Annotated in this window: 13 protein-coding genes and 2 riboswitches; of the genes, 12 read left to right on the forward strand and 1 reads right to left on the reverse strand. The window is 53.1% G+C overall.

Annotated elements, in window-relative coordinates; translation table 11 throughout:
• The first annotated feature begins 4 nt into the window (after positions 1-4).
• Positions 5-274, forward strand: a complete 270-nt coding sequence (locus MAMMFC1_RS10765; RefSeq protein WP_126308515.1) for a DUF2442 domain-containing protein — start codon at positions 5-7, stop codon at positions 272-274.
• A 173-nt stretch (positions 275-447) separates the two neighbouring features.
• Here MAMMFC1_RS10765 and MAMMFC1_RS10770 read toward each other — a convergent pair whose 3' ends face one another.
• Positions 448-651 (reverse strand): TOBE domain-containing protein, encoded by a 204-nt coding sequence (locus tag MAMMFC1_RS10770; RefSeq protein ID WP_126308516.1) that lies wholly within the window; start codon positions 649-651, stop codon positions 448-450.
• A 307-nt stretch (positions 652-958) separates the two neighbouring features.
• Between MAMMFC1_RS10770 and MAMMFC1_RS10775 the strand changes: the two genes are divergently transcribed.
• From MAMMFC1_RS10775 to MAMMFC1_RS10825, 11 genes are all read left to right on the forward strand, one after another.
• Positions 959-1,639 (forward strand): nucleoside triphosphate pyrophosphohydrolase family protein, encoded by a 681-nt coding sequence (locus MAMMFC1_RS10775; RefSeq protein WP_126308517.1) that lies wholly within the window; start codon positions 959-961, stop codon positions 1,637-1,639.
• Between the two features lie 165 nt (positions 1,640-1,804).
• On the forward strand, positions 1,805-2,854 hold the full coding sequence (locus MAMMFC1_RS10780; protein ID WP_126308518.1) for an MraY family glycosyltransferase: 1,050 nt from the start codon (positions 1,805-1,807) through the stop codon (positions 2,852-2,854).
• 222 nt (positions 2,855-3,076) lie between these two features.
• Entirely contained in the window at positions 3,077-4,240 is a 1,164-nt protein-coding gene (gene wecB / locus MAMMFC1_RS10785; protein ID WP_126308519.1) for a non-hydrolyzing UDP-N-acetylglucosamine 2-epimerase, read from the forward strand.
• Between the two features lie 235 nt (positions 4,241-4,475).
• The gene (locus tag MAMMFC1_RS22895; protein ID WP_324332386.1) at positions 4,476-5,450 is read left to right on the forward strand and encodes a calcium-binding protein; all 975 of its coding nucleotides are present in this window, start codon (positions 4,476-4,478) and stop codon (positions 5,448-5,450) included.
• Positions 5,451-5,629: 179 nt separating this feature from the next.
• A riboswitch (cobalamin riboswitch) is annotated at positions 5,630-5,812 on the forward strand.
• A 131-nt stretch (positions 5,813-5,943) separates the two neighbouring features.
• Positions 5,944-10,335, forward strand: a complete 4,392-nt coding sequence (locus MAMMFC1_RS10795) for a TonB-dependent receptor domain-containing protein (RefSeq protein ID WP_126308521.1) — start codon at positions 5,944-5,946, stop codon at positions 10,333-10,335.
• A gap of 167 nt (positions 10,336-10,502) precedes the next feature.
• Entirely contained in the window at positions 10,503-11,747 is a 1,245-nt protein-coding gene (locus MAMMFC1_RS10800; protein WP_126308522.1) for a hypothetical protein, read from the forward strand.
• A gap of 149 nt (positions 11,748-11,896) precedes the next feature.
• On the forward strand, positions 11,897-12,091 hold the full coding sequence (locus MAMMFC1_RS10805; protein WP_126308523.1) for a hypothetical protein: 195 nt from the start codon (positions 11,897-11,899) through the stop codon (positions 12,089-12,091).
• Between the two features lie 279 nt (positions 12,092-12,370).
• Complete coding sequence (locus MAMMFC1_RS10810) at positions 12,371-12,727, forward strand: nucleotidyltransferase domain-containing protein (RefSeq protein ID WP_126308524.1); 357 nt, start codon at positions 12,371-12,373, stop codon at positions 12,725-12,727.
• Entirely contained in the window at positions 12,717-13,124 is a 408-nt protein-coding gene (locus tag MAMMFC1_RS10815; RefSeq protein WP_126308525.1) for a HEPN domain-containing protein, read from the forward strand. The genes MAMMFC1_RS10810 and MAMMFC1_RS10815 overlap by 11 nt, the downstream gene beginning before the upstream one ends.
• A 337-nt stretch (positions 13,125-13,461) precedes the next feature.
• Positions 13,462-13,645, forward strand: a riboswitch (cobalamin riboswitch).
• Between the two features lie 198 nt (positions 13,646-13,843).
• Entirely contained in the window at positions 13,844-15,142 is a 1,299-nt protein-coding gene (locus MAMMFC1_RS10820; RefSeq protein ID WP_126308526.1) for a type II secretion system protein GspD, read from the forward strand.
• Between the two features lie 121 nt (positions 15,143-15,263).
• Entirely contained in the window at positions 15,264-16,058 is a 795-nt protein-coding gene (locus tag MAMMFC1_RS10825) for a hypothetical protein (protein ID WP_126308527.1), read from the forward strand.
• Positions 16,059-16,113 lie beyond the last annotated feature (55 nt).

A 16,113-nucleotide genomic window follows, 5' to 3' on the forward strand; every position in this document is an offset into this window, starting at 1 on the left:
ATGAATGACCTTGTTTCAAAAGGTGAACTTAATTAAACAAGTCAAAAGTGTTACCCCTCTTGATGACTATGAACTATTACTTGAATTTAACACCGGCGAGAAGCGAATATTTGACGTAAAACCTCTGCTTGACAAACCGGTATTTCAACCACTCCGCAATAAAGAATTATTTAAAAAAGTCCATATTGTTTTTGATTATACTATAGCCTGGAATGATGATATTGATATGTGTCCGGATAATCTATATTTACAAAGCGTTCCTGTTAATTGCTAAAACAAAAGCCGCCAACCTCATTGGTGGCGACTACCCGACGTTCCTATTTACTACTTCCCCTATTGCATTTATCTGTTAATGAGTCAAGAATTCCGCCTCTACAGACGGCGTTAATTCAGGTGGAGTAGACTCTCCACCTGAATCCTCGATGTTTCAGCTATGCTGAAACGAGTTCACTTCATTACCATGACTTCGGTTGATTTTATTAAAGCCGTTACTTCATCTCCGGGTTTTAAACCTAAGTCGTCCACAGAATCCACAGTGATAGCCGCTACAATTTCTTCCCCCTTGTAATCCATGACAACTTTAGCCATCACTGCACCTTTTACAATTTCCTTCACCTGAGCGGGAAGTTTGTTTCTGCCGCTGATCTTCAATGCTGTTTCCCCCTTATATGTTTTTTATTCTTATTATCCCAATACACCCTTATTATACAGTATGTCCTAAATATTTTACAAGTTATTGCAAGCTGTTTGAAGAAAAAAAATATTAAATAATAATAGTTTACAAAGAGTATATTAGAATATATAAAAGAATATATTGAATATATTATTGAATATATTATTGAATATATTAAGGAAGATACCTGCCCAATGCTGCAGGAATTTGCCGATTGCCGGCGAAATATATTGAGAATTGGGTTTGTCTTGCCTGCGTGTCCAAATGTTGCGGGAGGAAAACTATGTGTTTGACGCCATTTATTTGCCTAAACTCGACAGCCTTACGCCGACGCTGGCTTCTACTTTGTTGAAAGCCATGGAAGAGGCCGGGGAACTGGCGCGGGCAGTTCTGAAATTTTTGCCCTATGAGCAGTATTCGCCGGCGGAACTGGCTGACCGGATTGAGGCGCCCGGTCTCCTGGCCGATGTAGCTGAAGAACTGCTGGATGTGGCGCAAGTCTGTGTTACCATGATATTTGTAATGGAAGAATATCATGGGGTGAATGTGGACGATTTAGTGACTTATCATTTGCGCAAACTGACGGCTAAGAACTATCGCTATGATGAAAGCCGAACCTATAGTATTTCCACTAGACAGGCCGCAGGAACCCAGCCGGGAAACTTTAAATGTCTGAATTTGCCGCGACTCGCAATCAGCGGTGTGACACTGCTGACTACCGTCTGCAAAATTCAGGAGGAACTTGGCGAACTTACCCAGTACATAGGCAAACATTCCCGGGCATCAGGGGAAAAGGCCGGTCTTGACCAAACAGAAGTTTTCCGGGGTTCGGCCCTGGAATTGTTAGACGTTGCCCAGTGCTGCTTTACTATGATGTACATATTGGCCGAACGTTATGCAGTCGATATACCCTGTTTAGTCAGCCGCCATGTGGCGAAACTGAAGCGCAAGGGGTATTGCAGCTGAAAGGCTGAATAACTTGTTCTAAGGCGATATTAAATGCATATAGTTATTGGTAATGAAAATACTAAATAATAGATGAGAATTTGTCCAGATACTGCTCGTTGACAAGTTTTAAAGATTTGGGTTACAATGTATGGGGTGTTGCCTAGAAATGAGGTGTTATAACATATGCAAACGTATGTAGTGGCCTTTGCGGTTGCCTTGGCGGCGGCTTATCTGATTACGCCCCATGTAAAGGATCTGGCCATTAAGGCCGGGGCTCTTGACGCTCCCGATGCCCGTAAAGTGCACAAAACTCCCATTCCCCGTATGGGCGGGCTGGCTATCTATTTTGGCTTTGTATTGGCTGTATTGTCCAGCATGCATGTGAGCCGGGAAATTTGCGGCCTGCTGCTTGGCGGAACGGTGATACTGGCCGTCGGCATTATTGATGACTTAAAGCAATTATCCGCCAAAGTCAAACTTTTAGGACAAATAACAGCTGCCGGCATACTGGTTCTTTTCAACATTCGTATCGACTGGATTACCAATCCCTTCGGCGATATGCTGTATGTGGATTACCTTTCTGTTCCTCTTACCATTCTCTGGGTAGTCGGTCTCACCAATACCGTTAACCTGATCGATGGACTGGATGGTTTGGCTGCGGGCGTTTCAACCATCGCTTCCATTACTATACTTTTGGTAGCTCTCGAACAAAACTTTTGGACGGTGGCCATATTGACCGCCGCGTTAGCCGGCAGCGCCTTGGGATTTTTACAGCATAACTTCAATCCCGCCAAAATTTTCATGGGTGATACCGGCAGCATGTTTTTAGGCTATATATTGGCGGCCGTGTCCATTCTCGGCGCCGTTAAGAGTGCGACAACCATCGCCCTGGTAGTTCCCATTGTAGCTCTTGGTCTGCCGATTATGGATACCGCTTTTGCGATTATCCGCCGTTATACCAGTGGCAGACCCATCTTTAAGCCGGATAAAGGCCATTTGCATCATCGCCTGCTGGCGATGGGCTTAAGTCAGAAACAGGCGGTGCTCCTCATGTATGTTATCAGCAGCTGCTTAGGCGTTAGCGCCATCGCCCTGACTGCCGTCAGCGAAATATATGCGGCTTTGATTTTGCTCATCATTGTTATCGTGGCCTTTATCGGGGCAAAGAAAATTGGCGTTCTCAAAAACAATGACGGTGTTATACCCGAGAGCGAATCCGTTAAAACCCATTGAAATCTTTTAACTTTTACCACAAGGGCGGGCGTTTCATTGCCCGCCCCCCTTGTTTATTAGCCTTATTAACGCTGCGACCCTGCCGTTTAACCACCGCTTATAATAAAGGCTGTCCTTCGCCTGCTGGTCGTCGGCAAGACGCGTTAGCGTTTTTCTTTTCGTGTCAGGCAATCGTTCTACATAGAACACATGGGGAAAGGGAATGGAAAGGAGCATGTTTTTATGTCCCGGATCAAAGTTATGACGGTCTTCGGCACTCGCCCGGAAGCAATCAAAATGGCGCCGGTGGTGCTGGAACTGGCAAAATATCCTGAGATGATTACCCCGGTGGTGGCGGTTACTGCGCAGCACCGGGAAATGCTTGACCAGGTTCTAAGCCTGTTTCAGATAGAACCGCACCACGATCTTGACATTATGTGCAAAGGTCAGACTTTGTTTGATATTACCTGCCGGTCCATACAAGGTTTAAACCAGGTGATGGCGCAGGAAAAACCCGATATCGTCCTGGTGCACGGCGATACCACCACCACATTCGCCGGCGCCCTGACCGCCTTTTACCACCAGATTGCCGTCGGCCATGTGGAAGCCGGGCTCCGGACCCATAACAAGTACTCCCCCTTTCCCGAAGAAATGAACCGTAAACTGACAGGCTCGCTGACGGACCTGCATTTTGCTCCCACCGGGACGGCCAGGGAGAATCTCCTGGCGGAAGCCGTAGGCCCCGAGAGTATTTTTGTTACCGGCAACACGGTGATCGACGCTCTGAAGGCCACGGTTGACCCCGCTTATCGTTTTGCCGACAACATATTGCAGCAGGTTGATTATGCGACCCTGAAAATCATTCTTGTAACCACCCACCGGCGGGAAAACCTGGGTGAGCCTATGCGCCGCGTTTATCAGGCCCTGCGTGATATTGCCGCGGAATTCAGTGACAAGGTGGAGATTGTATTTCCGGTGCATAAAAATCCCCTGGTACGGAAAGTGGTGCAGGAGGAACTGGGCGGAGTCAGTCAGGTGAAATTGATTGATCCCTTGGATTATCAGCCTTTTGCCAATTTGATGGCCCGCTCCCACCTGATTCTCACCGATTCGGGCGGCATCCAGGAGGAAGCGCCGGCCCTGGGAAAACCGGTGCTGGTGCTCCGGGATACTACCGAACGGCCGGAGGCTATCGAGGCCGGCACGGTAAAACTAATCGGCACCGACAGGGAAAAAGTTTACGCTGCCACCAAACTTCTTCTTACCAATCAGGCTGAATATGAACGAATGTCCAATGCCTGCAATCCCTATGGCGACGGCTTGGCTGCGGCCCGCATTGTAAAATGCGTTTTATGGAAATATGGCTTAACCCGGGAGCGGCCCGGCCAATTTTGCGGCGGCAAGTAGAACGGGGCGTCGGCGGTTGCCAAGCGCCCCGTTTTTTTTTTTGGCTTTTTTAAAAAAAAATTGAGAAATATAGGAAAAATACCTCATCTGAGGCATTTACGGCCTCCTTGTCCTGAGATATGCTGAAAGCAGAAACCGGGATTGTCCTGCTCCTCACGGCGGGGTAAAAACTCATGGAATTACCTCCGGTTCTGGTTGATAATCTACAATACAAGGGACAAAGGAGTGAATGAAAATGGCTGATATTTACGGGAGCAATCGGTCTGACTTCTTATTCGGCGGCAGCGGCAGCGACGCGATCTACGGCTATGACCGTTCCGACCTTCTGTTTGGCGGGGACGGCGACGACTCACTCGATGGCGGGGACGGTGACGACCTGCTGTATGGCGGCGGCGGCAGCGACTACTTGTACGGCGGCAGCGGCAGTGACTTGTTGTTTGGCGGCGAGGGCAGTGACTATCTGGACGGCGGCGAGGGCAGTGACGTGCTGTTTGGCGGCGCCGGCGACGATTATCTGGACGGCGGCGAGGGTGACGACCTGCTTTTCGGCGGCGAAGGCAACGACCTGCTGTTTGGCGGCGCCGGCAATGACCTGCTTTTCGGCGGCGAGGGCAACGACTTGCTTTTCGGTGGCGAGGACAACGACTTGCTTTTCGGCAGTGGCGGCGACGACTGGCTGGACGGCGGCGACGGCAGCGACGACCTGTACGGCGGCGCCGGCAACGACACCTATATTGTGGACAATCCCGGCGATGCGGTGCAGGAGAATCCCGGGGAAGGTGTCGACTCCGTAACCCTCTTGAATCTCACCAGCTATACCCTGCCGGATAACGTGGAAAACCTGTTTGGCATCAATACGGACGGTCTCATCCTGACCGGCAACAGCCTGGACAACATAATCGACGGCGGCGACGGCAGCGACACCCTCTATGGCGGCAGCGGCAGCGACGTCTACAGCTTCCAGGGCGACTTCGGCCATGATACCATTGCCGCGGCCCCGGACAACCGCTATGACACGATCGACTTCAGCGCCTTTGCCAGTTCCGCCGCCGCCGTCGGCCTCGGCGGCAGCAGCGGCGGCGACCTCATCGTCACCATCGGCGCCAATACCGTCACCATCGCCGACTGGGACCAAAGCGGCGGCAACAGGCTCAGCACCTTCGTCTTCAGCGACGGCGTCAGGACAACCAACGGCACAAGCTGGCTGTAAGCGCCGGCGCATCACCCCTTTCGGCGGCAACTGAACATCAGCATGGCCCGATACAGACCCGGTCGCGTGAGGGACCGGGTCTTGTCAAGTTTTTTAATAATTTATGCATAATTATCTATCGAATACCTCATGTGAGGGATTTACGTCCTGTTTGTCCTGCGATATCATAAAAAGCAGAAAAGGAAAATACAGGGATAGGTGCCCTTGGGGCTTAATAGGGAAGACCGGTGTGATGCCGGCGCGGTCCCGCCACTGTAACGGGGAGCAATCTCGCCTAGTTGCCACTGAAGCGGTCTGCTTCGGGAAGGCGCGGGGAAGCGATGAGCCGGAGTCAGGAGAACTGCCTGTCCGGCAATCGCCATTTGACCTGCGAGCGACAGGGAGGAGATTACGAACGGCCGGCGGCAAGCCTGTCCGCCAATTAGCGTAAGTACTCCCGTGAGGGAGTTTTTTTTATATAATCCTTGTATCAACATGGAGGGGGAGAAATTGGTTGAGACAACACAAAGCAAAACAAGCAAAGCAAAGCGGCAAGTTAAAGAAAAAAGCTTTGGCCATGCGGATCTGCTGCGCCCTGGCCCTGGGTTTCGCGGCCCAGCCCGGGGGCCCTGCCTATGCGGCTGAAGCGGGGGCCTCGGTGACGGTGGAGGCGGATAGCGTGAAAGAAACGACGGCGGATGCTTCCGGCCAAATAAATTACGGTACGTCTTATACAGACGTGACCATCCAAAATAGCGGCCGCTGGCGGCCGATGGATGCCATAACGTTTGGCGATCCGTACTATCTTCCGGTTTACGAGATTTATATCGATAAGCTTGACGTAAAGGCCGGCGGCATTATTGATTTGACCTGGCAGGAAACGCCTAATCCGGTGTTTTGGGGAGAACAGTTTGGAATAGGCGGGAGTAACTTTTTCCGTAATTTATGGGTAACGGACGCCACGCTGGCGGACGGCGCGGTTTTCCGGATCAGCGCGGCACCTGCCGTCTATAATGGGGAATACTCTCTCAGTGTCACCCCGTCAGTGAATCGTATCACTTTGGGAAGCTATACCAGCCCGGTGGCCGGCGGCGGCACAATATATGTCCAGCTTGGCAATATCATCGGTTTTGATCCGCTGAAGATCAACAGCAGTTCGAAGACTTTCGGAACAAGCGGGACGAGGTTTTTAACAATTTATGAACAAACATCCGGCCAGTTCCGGATTGCCGGCCAGGCCTCCTATCTGGACGCCCCCCTGAATGTCTACAAAGTGACGCCGGTGATCGAGACTTCGGAGGCAGGCGGCAACGAGTATCAACCCGAATATATGGTGTTTGCCGATCTGCTGGACTATACCGTCGACAACACCGGCCTTCTGTCGGAGTCGGCCAAAACCGCCGGCGACATGCAGCTGGCGATGCGCAACCTGTGGCGGCTGGAAAATGCCAACACCCTCAGCCGCCTGGACGAACTGCACACCCCCGAGGCCAGGCGCCGGGAAGGCATCTGGACCAACGCCTACGGCGGCCGGTTTACCAATAACAGCAGCTACGGCCGCAGCGTGCGGGAAAACTATCACGGCCTGCAAGTCGGCTACGATCAGGAGCGCCCCGGCGGTTTCTACGGCGGCCGGCTGTATACCGGGCTATTCTTCCAGCAGACCAGGGCCGACACCGGCCTTCATACCGGCAGCGGCAGCTCCGAGAGCAGCGGCTTCGGCGCCTATGCCGCCTGGGTGGGCCGTAACGGCCGCTATCTGGACCTCATGCTGCGGGGCTCCAAACTCCACAACGATTACTATTTTTACAGCAACGGCGGCAAAATCGACGCCGACTACCATGCCTGGGCCTTCGGCCTCAATGCCCGCTACGGCCTGCATAAACCCCTGACCAACGGCTGGTTCTGGGAACCCCACGTCGGTCTGGCCGCCGGCCGGATCGATGACGCGGATTATCCCACCAGCAACGGCTTGCAGGTGACCCAAGGCAAGGTGGACGTTCTGACCGGGCAGGTGGGCGTGCTGGCCGGCCGGTCCCTGGGCGAAAAAGGGAATTTCTACGCCAGGGTGACGGTCAACCATGATTTCGCCGGCAGCGGGTCCCTGCGGGGCAGCTATTCCGGCGGGACCCAGGCCATAGAAACCGGCGCCGCCAGGGATACCTGGTGCGAGCTGGCCCTGGGCGCCAATGCCAGGATCTCCCCCAGCGGCAATTTCAACGTGAATGTGCTCCACACCTTCGGCGGCGATGTCAAGACCGACTGGCAGGTAAACGGCGGCTTCAACTGGCGGTGGGGCGGCTTCGCTTCCCGGCAGAAACCGCCGGCTCAGCCCCAGGAGGCGGCAGCGCCGGCCGTGACGCCGGCAGCGGTTGCCGGCAGTACGCCGGCGAGCGGGCCTGAACCGCCGGCGGAGGGCGCCGGCAGCAACAGCCTGATCGCCGCCGGCGAAGCAATAGGCGCCGGCGACGACCTGGCGCTGCCGGTTGCCGGGCCGGACAAGCAGCCGGTCGCTGTCGCCCGTGACGGCGCCGCCGCCGGCCAGCCCGGCCCAACCGACCTTTCCCCCGAACCGGCTGCGACTGACGAACCCAGTCCGGCGCCGGCGCCCGCCCCTGCCGGGGAAAGCGCCCCTGCTTCCGGCTACGCCCTGGAGCCGGTGGTGGTGGAAGCGCCCCGCCCGGCGTGGGAGGACAAGCTGTCCCCCGGCACCGTGACCGTCATTGAACCGGATAAATACAAAGGCGAGCAAAAAACGCTGCCCGACCTCCTGAAGGAAGTCCCCGGCGTGCATGTGCGCTATTCCGCCGGCGGCATCGGCCAGTACACCACCGTCTCCGTGCGGGGCAGCACCGCCTCCCAGGTGGGGGTGTTCGTCGACGGCGTGCTGACCAATCTGGGGGGCGACGCGGCGGTGGACATCTCCACCATCCCGGTGAAAAACGTGGCCCGGATTGAGGTGTACCGGGGCTATGTCCCGGCCCGCTTCGGCGGCACCTACATGGGCGGCGTCATCAACATCGTCACCAAAAAGCCGGAAAAAGCCGATATTTCCGCTTCCTACGGGCAACGCTCCTGGGGCGGCTACACCGGCAGCCTGCAGGTGGATGCCCCCCTGGGCAGCGGCTCCTTAATGGTGGGAATCAACCGGGACCAAAGCGACGGGGATTTCCGCTATACGAATTTTGGTTATCAGAATGGTATTGCTACCCTACTGGCGTCTTATGAGCAATCTGTTGCAGATCTCGAAGGTCAGATTGCCCGGGGCGAGATTTCCGCCGACAACACGGATTATATTAGAGAGAAAAACTACTTGGCCTATCTCAAGCGTCTTTCGCCGACCCGCTATCGCATGAATAACAGCTATAAAAATACCGACGCGCTCCTCAAATGGCAGGATGAGCACTGGCAGGTCAAGGCCGGCTGGAAGCAAATCGACCGGCTGATGCCGCTATCACTTAGTGGCAACACATGCTGGGATAAGGAGGATGTGCCTGATGAATATTCGCCCGACGCGCCAGGTCCGTCCTACCAGAAGACTAATCTGAGGAAGAGACAGGAGCTTACCGCCAAAGATATTCTGGTCGGCCGGCGGGATACCAGCGGCAACCTGGAATGGGGCTGGAATGTCAATTATCTGGACCAGGAGAAAAGGTACAGCAATCCTGATCTTGCACCAGGCAGCTATGCCATGACGAAGCCGCTCTCCGTCTGGAGCGCTTATGACTCCCGCAGGTTCGGCGCTTCGCTGGACGGGTCCTTCAAAGCCGGCAACCATCTGCTGGACTTCCTGCTGAACTATTCCCGCGAAACAATGGATATTAAGGGATGGAGAATGGATGATATTAATTCAATAGCTAACAAGCAATGGAAATATAAATATCGCCAAACCCTCTTTAATGTCCAGCTGCAGGATACCATTACCCTGAATGATGCCGGCGACCTGTGGTTTACTCCCAGTATCCGCTACAACTCTTCCGATATATTAGGCAGTTCCCGGGAAAAAAGGGGGGGGGGATGGTTGAAGGCGGACGATGAACAGAGAGACAGCAAGACCACCTGGCAGTTCGCCCTGAAAAAGAAGGTGAGCAACAGTCTGACCTTGCGCGCTTCCTACGGCAAGTACTACCGGCTGTTGAACCTTTATGAGATTGCCGGCGACGGGGCCGGCATTCTGCCGCGCCCCGGTACTGATGCGCACGGTAACGCTTGGGGCTCCGTTTATCCGCAGCCGGAAGAGGGAATCCAGTGGGATGTGGGCGCTGCCTGGAAGGGCAGGTGGCTCAAGGCCGACGCCGATATCTCCCTGACCTATTTCAGCCGTCGGTCGGAAAATCTGCTGCAACTGCAGCGGTATGGCATTAACAACTGGTGCTATGTGAATGCGGCCAAAGGCAAAGCCAGCGGCGTGGAACTGCAGAGCAATCTGACCTGGGCCAAATGGGATCTCAATCTGGCCGCTACCTATGTACATGCCAGAAGTTCTTCCACTACCGGTAATACTCCCGCCGGCCTTTATACCTGGAATGATTACCCTATGACCTATACGCCGGAATGGGAAGGAAAGCTGCGCCTGACCTACCGTCCGGACAGCAAGACAGCCCTGTTCACGGAAATAAACTATACGGGCGAACAGTATTACGCCGATAGTTTATCTACTTTGGGTGGTGGTTCTAGTCAATATATGCAGACGGCGCTTACTACCGTAGGGTTGGGCTGCCGGTACCAACTGAACAAAAATGCCCAGTTGGTTGTCGGCGTCAACGATCTTTTTGACAAGGGACCGGAACTGAAGGAGATTTATACGGAAACCGACGGTTACGGCCTAAATGTGAGGAAGGAGTCCAACGCTGCCTATCCGCTGCAGGGACGGACTTACTACGCGACAGTGCAATATAATTTTTAGCCTTGCGTAAGAGTTACATGTGTTCTGACATACCAGGTTAACAGAAATGGAATTCCAGGAAAGGAGGTGATGCGAAAAGCCTTAAAGCAGCGAAAGGGGGTGAAAGCAACTTCGGGACAAGCAGCAAGCGGAAAATCAGGACTGTAAAAATAGGAGGGGACATGAGTATGAAACTGTTTAAAAAAGTATGGATCGTCTTAGCGCTGGTGATGGCCTTTGCTACCACCGCCTGGGCCAACTCCGCCTATACGGTGGTGAACTCCGGTTATAGCCAGGGGAAAGTGGGGACCATCACAAGCACCGGCTCCGTAACCCCCAGCGCCGTCTCCACGCCTTTGAACGGCGCCCCGGCGGTGCACTCCTTCACCGACGCCAACGGCCAGCCCCGGATGCTTGTTTATAACTATACTGCCGCTACAGGTAACCCTGAAGTCCTAATCTACAACCCGGCCACATCCCCGTGGACCCAGGTGAAATCTATTGCCGATTTGGCCGGCGCCAACATTGTCAACTTATACGGCATCGCCACATCCGGGAGCTATCTCTACGCGGTGGACTATGACACCGCGAAGATCGTTCAAATCAACATGGCGGGCGATGCCTACTCCGTGACCGCCACCTACACATTCCCGGGGACCACGGGCTATGAAAAACACGGTGTGGCCATTGCCGCCGTGGGTGACTACGTCTACGGCCTGTTTACGGAAGTGGACGATGATTATGCGACCAACCCTAATTACCTGACCAGCAAAGTGGTTAAACTCAATAAAAGCACCTTGGCTGCAGTCGGCACTGCCGCTCAGGTGGGCAAAAACGCCTTCACCCTGAAGTCTTACAATAACAAGCTCTACGTTGCCGCCGTTGGCGGCAAGCAGCGGGATGACGGGACCTACAACAGCGGGGAGTCCAAGCTGAATGTGGTGAACCTCGCCGATATGACGGTGGCCACGCCTTTTACGTCGGGCACGGCAATTCCGTACGAATTCCGGGATATTACCCTCAGCACCGCCGGCGATGCCTATCTTCTGGTCGGCAGGTACACCCCCGGCTACGCAACAATGACCGGGAAGGTGTACAAAACCACAGCGACGGCTATCGCCTCCGGCAGCCTCGGCACGGAAAAACAGAGTTTCAACACCGCCGGTTACTACTGGGCGCTGCTTTATGAAACTGCCGCCGACCGGCTGTGGTTCGCCCAAGGCAACCAGGTCGACCTCCGCATCGCATCTACTTACACCTCCATAGTGAGTTTGCCGGCGCAAACGATACTGGGCGGCTCCCAATATCCCAACCTCAACTCCGTCGCCTTAATCGGGCAGGCGGGCGCCACCCTCCAGGGCTATCAGGACCCGGCCCTGCCCGGCGTGCAATCCGGCCTGAAAGCAGCCCGAAAAATCAAAACCACGAAGTAATCCTATCGTTTTTTCCTGCGCCGCCGTTGGCTATACGGCGGTCCGGTGTTTGTAAAAGGAGCTGGTACTGTTGTACTGGCTCTTTTGCTTTGGCGCAGGGCCGGCCCTATTCGATAACTGTCTGCTTCTTAGAGAAACGAGGCGAGGAAATGTTTTTGCGACAATACCGAAAAACCGCGGTTGCTGCCTTGATTGCGGGATTGCTTATTTTTACGCTGCCGGTTGCCGCTTTGGCCGACGCAGTGAATGACGGACCGGCGCCGGCCGCGAATCCCGCTGATCCGCCGGCCAACCCGCCGAGTGTCAAAAGGGACGGTTCTGTGACTCATTTAAAAACACAGTAGAACCCCGTCCCCTGACACTCCACGCAAGGGGGTTAATTCGACATTGACAGAATCTGGTATACAAATGAATTTGATGCAGGACGACATTTTGTACGGTGTTCATTTTTCCTTATAAAACGCTATAATGAGGTTATAGCGAATTTTTTCCTGGAAGGATTATAATGTCAGGCAATTTGGTGGCGTTACTCCCAGAAGTGGATTTAGCTTGACGAAGATTTGGTAATAATGATAATGTGTAGATAGAATGTAGATGAAATATAAGGAAAGGAAACATGGGCTATGCCTATCGCTAAAGATAAGAAAGATTACGTAAATAAAATTATGGATGAAATAGTTGGCAGTATGCGCAGAATTTTTGGTGATGACTTACGCCAGGTAATCCTTTTTGGTTCGTATGCTCGTGGAGAAGAAGAAGTGTATTCAGATATGGATGTAATGGTGTTGGTCAATTTACGTGATGCTGAATTATGTAAATATAATAATGTTCTTGCAGAAGTAATGACCGATATTTCTGTTAAATATGGTGTTCTTCCGGCAATTATTGATAAAAATTATGAACAGTTTTATCATTGGTTGCCAGTATTGCCTTTTTACCGTAATGTAAAGAACGAAGGTATTGAATTTTATGCAAGCTGATATGTTAGAGTTGTCTAAGTATCGTATGTTAAAGGCGAAGGAATGTCTTGCGGATGCTCAGGATGCTTTTGAAGAAAGTCGGCTAGCAAACTCAATTAACCGGTCATATTATGCGATGTTTCATGCAACTAGAGCATTATTGGCTATAGATAGTTTTGATTCTAAAAAACATTCAAGTATTTTAGGCTATTTTAATCAGCAGTATATTGCTAGTAAAAGGGTTGAAACGAATTATTACCAGATGCTGGCCAATGCTTTCAGGGTAAGGAATAAGACTGATTATGATGATTTTTATATTGTTAGCAGGGAAGAGACTTTGCAACAATTAAACAATGCTCAAACTTTTATCACATTCATGAATGCTTTCATTGATAGTTTGATAGAAATTAGTGAATAGCAAAAACCCATACGGAAATGCCGGAAGTCTTTATAAAAAACTGCTTATCCACTGCTTATTTTCAAAAGTACAAATATTTCATAAGTTACATACCGCCACAGGCACAAACAGGACGAAATAGAACAAATGAGCGGCAAACGTGAGTGGCATAGGGACGGTTCTGTGACTCACTTAAAAGCACAATAGTTGTCAAGAACCCCGTCTCTGACACTCTCCAATACCAGCCTTATCCGTAATGGCAGACAATTTTTTTTTGACAATTGTGCATAATTATCCACCAAATACCTCATATGAGGGATTTACGCTATATTTATCCTAAGATATCATAAGAAGCAGAAAAGGAAAATACGGGATAGGTGCCCTTGGGGGCTTAATAGGGAAGACCGGTGTGATGCCGGCACGGTCCCGCCACTGTAACGGGGAGCAATCTCGCCTAGTTGCCACTGAAGCGGCCTGCTTTGGGAAGGCGCGGGGAAGCGATGAACCGGAGTCAGGAGAACTGCCTGTCCGGCAATCGCCATTTGACCTGCGAGCGACAGGGAGGAGATTACGGAACGGCCGGCCGTCAGGCCTGTCCCGCCAGTCTAGCGTACGTACCTCCCGTGAGGGAGTTTTTTGCTTTTTGTGGGATTTATTCGCCCGGGAAAGGAAGGATCTCTTAATCGGGCAGGCGGGCAGCACCAACCATCCAGGGCTATCAGGACCCGGCCCTGACCGGCGTGCAATCAGGTCTAAAAACAACGCGAAAAATCAAAACATTGGCTATACGGCGGTCCGGTGTTTGTAAAAGGAGCTGGTACTGTTGTACTGGCTCTTTTGCTTTGGCGCAGGGCCGGCCCTATTCGATAACTGTCTGCTTCTTAGAGAAACGAGGCGAGAAAATGTTTTTGCGACAATACCGAAAAACCGCGGTTGCTGCCTTGATTGCGGGATTGCTTATTTTTACGCTGCCGGTTGCCGCTTCGACCGACGCGGTGAATGACGGACCGCCGCCGGCCGCTGCCGGTGCGGCGCCAGCCGGCGGCCCGGACAGTACGCCGGGGCAGGCGCCGGCGGCGAATCCCGCTGATCCGCCGGCCAACCCGCCGGATCAGGCTCCGGCGGCCGCGCCGCAGCCTGCCTTCGACCTGCCGGCCCCCGACCCCGGCCTGCCGGCAAATACCGGGCTGTCGCCGCTGGTCATCAAGCTGGAATACGTAAAGGCCGAGCAAGTGAAAGCGATGCTTGCCGCTTTATTTCCGGATAACCGGGTCAGGGCGGAAATTATTAACGGCATGCTGGTGGCGGTCGGCAGCGAGGAGGACTGCGCCATGGTTAAGGACATGCTGGCCAGGATTGATGTCGCGCCGAAGCAGGTTATTTTTGAAGCCGAAGCGATCGAGGTATCGCGGGACGATGCCAGAAAAATCGGCATCGACTGGGGGCCGGTCACCGCCTTGCCGGGCGCGGCGACGACCGACGGCAGTTCTTTTCGCCTCGGGCTGGGCATTCCCAACCATGAGGAATACGGCGTCAATGTTTCGGCCACGATTCGCCATCTGGTGGAAACCAAAAAAGGCCGGCTGCTGGCCAGCCCGCGGATTGCCGCTTTGGACGGACAGACGGCGCAAATTCTCATCGGCGACAAGCTGGCGGTGGAAAGTACGCAGATTTCCAGCGGCACGACCATCACCACGGTCACCTACGTGGAAGTGGGCATCAAACTGGAAGTGACGCCCACCATCCATGCGGACGGCACTATAAGCACCCATATCAAACCGGAAGTCAGCAACAAAACGGACACTACCAGCAGCGGCAACCCCAACATCCGGACCCGCCAGGCCGAAACAACGCTGCGGGTAAAAAACGGCGAAACAATCGTGCTTGGCGGTCTGATCCAGCGCCAGGAAACCCAGGATACGGTCAAATTCCCGCTATTGGGCGATATACCCATCATCGGGCAGTTCTTTCGCTCGACAACCAAGGAAAAAACTGAAAGCGAGCTGATTATCCTAATTACCCCGAAATTGATAGAGTAGTAAGGAGAGGCTTGTAACTAGGGATGCAGCATTGACAGAATCTGGCATCGGATACTACAATAATAACAGTGAATTATAAATGACGGGTTGGCCTGAGAATTATCAAAGGAGATGGGGAGTTATGCAGCGTTGTGTTTCTCTTAGACGGATGGCGGGCGTCCTATTGGGTTTGGTATTGTACTTTTTGCTGACTGTCCCCTGGGTGCAGGCGGCGACCAGGACTTTGCCCAAGGACGCCAAACTGCATCCCCAGGGATGGGCAGTGGGCGATCTGATCCAATTTAAAAAAGGTACGACGGTTAGCACCAATGACCTGGGAGAGGTTGTTTCCGGCACCCTGGCTGATGACACATTGCTCCAGCCCCGCGGCTGGGAGCGGGTGATTGACGATTACTACTATGTTTCGGCTTACACGGACCTTAGCCCGTATTTTCCCCGCTATCCCCGTTTTTTTGCCGAAAGAAAATACAATATGGCTATTCCCGGTTACGGCCATTTGTTGTACAAGGGCGGCAGTACGGTTACCTTTAGCGAAAAGGGAGAAGTACTTGCCGGTACCATCGCCGAGCCGGCAACCGTCCGTTTGGTGGCGGGAAAATACGGTTTTGTGACATTTAAGCCGAATACGGCCCTCGCCTTTTACGATTCCGGCGCGCTTTTGTCCGGCGTATTGGATGCGGATACCAACCTGCGGCCTGTGGGCTGGGCCGCGAACAACCGGGCAGACGATTCGGCCGGCTTTATAAAGTTCAGCGGGAAAAAAAACGTTGTATTCAGTGAAAATGGAGAAGTCATCTCCGGCACATTAAAAGAGCCTGTCAAGTGGCATTCAACAGAAGGGCCGGTACGGGAATTTTCCGCCCAATCTTCCGTGCATTTTTATGAACAGGGTACGGCGGCTGAAAAAGCGGACTGAGGGCTGGGGAGGGGAGAGTTAGTGCTGACAGGGGGGGACACACAGGGCCGGCCAA

It is taken from the genome of Methylomusa anaerophila (genome assembly GCF_003966895.1).
GTDB classification, from domain to species: Bacteria; Bacillota; Negativicutes; order Sporomusales; family Sporomusaceae; genus Methylomusa; species Methylomusa anaerophila.

What these genes read in the sequence shown, in the direction of transcription:
- MAMMFC1_RS10765 (WP_126308515.1), top strand. Translation starts at nt 5, where the DNA reads ATGACCTTGTTTCAAAAGGTGAACTTAATTAAACAAGTCAAAAGTGTT.
- MAMMFC1_RS10780 (WP_126308518.1), top strand. Translation starts at nt 1,805, where the DNA reads ATGCAAACGTATGTAGTGGCCTTTGCGGTTGCCTTGGCGGCGGCTTAT.
- wecB (WP_126308519.1), top strand. Translation starts at nt 3,077, where the DNA reads ATGTCCCGGATCAAAGTTATGACGGTCTTCGGCACTCGCCCGGAAGCA.
- MAMMFC1_RS22895 (WP_324332386.1), top strand. Translation starts at nt 4,476, where the DNA reads ATGGCTGATATTTACGGGAGCAATCGGTCTGACTTCTTATTCGGCGGC.
- MAMMFC1_RS10800 (WP_126308522.1), top strand. Translation starts at nt 10,503, where the DNA reads ATGAAACTGTTTAAAAAAGTATGGATCGTCTTAGCGCTGGTGATGGCC.
- MAMMFC1_RS10805 (WP_126308523.1), top strand. Translation starts at nt 11,897, where the DNA reads ATGTTTTTGCGACAATACCGAAAAACCGCGGTTGCTGCCTTGATTGCG.
- MAMMFC1_RS10810 (WP_126308524.1), top strand. Translation starts at nt 12,371, where the DNA reads ATGCCTATCGCTAAAGATAAGAAAGATTACGTAAATAAAATTATGGAT.
- MAMMFC1_RS10815 (WP_126308525.1), top strand. Translation starts at nt 12,717, where the DNA reads ATGCAAGCTGATATGTTAGAGTTGTCTAAGTATCGTATGTTAAAGGCG.
- MAMMFC1_RS10825 (WP_126308527.1), top strand. Translation starts at nt 15,264, where the DNA reads ATGCAGCGTTGTGTTTCTCTTAGACGGATGGCGGGCGTCCTATTGGGT.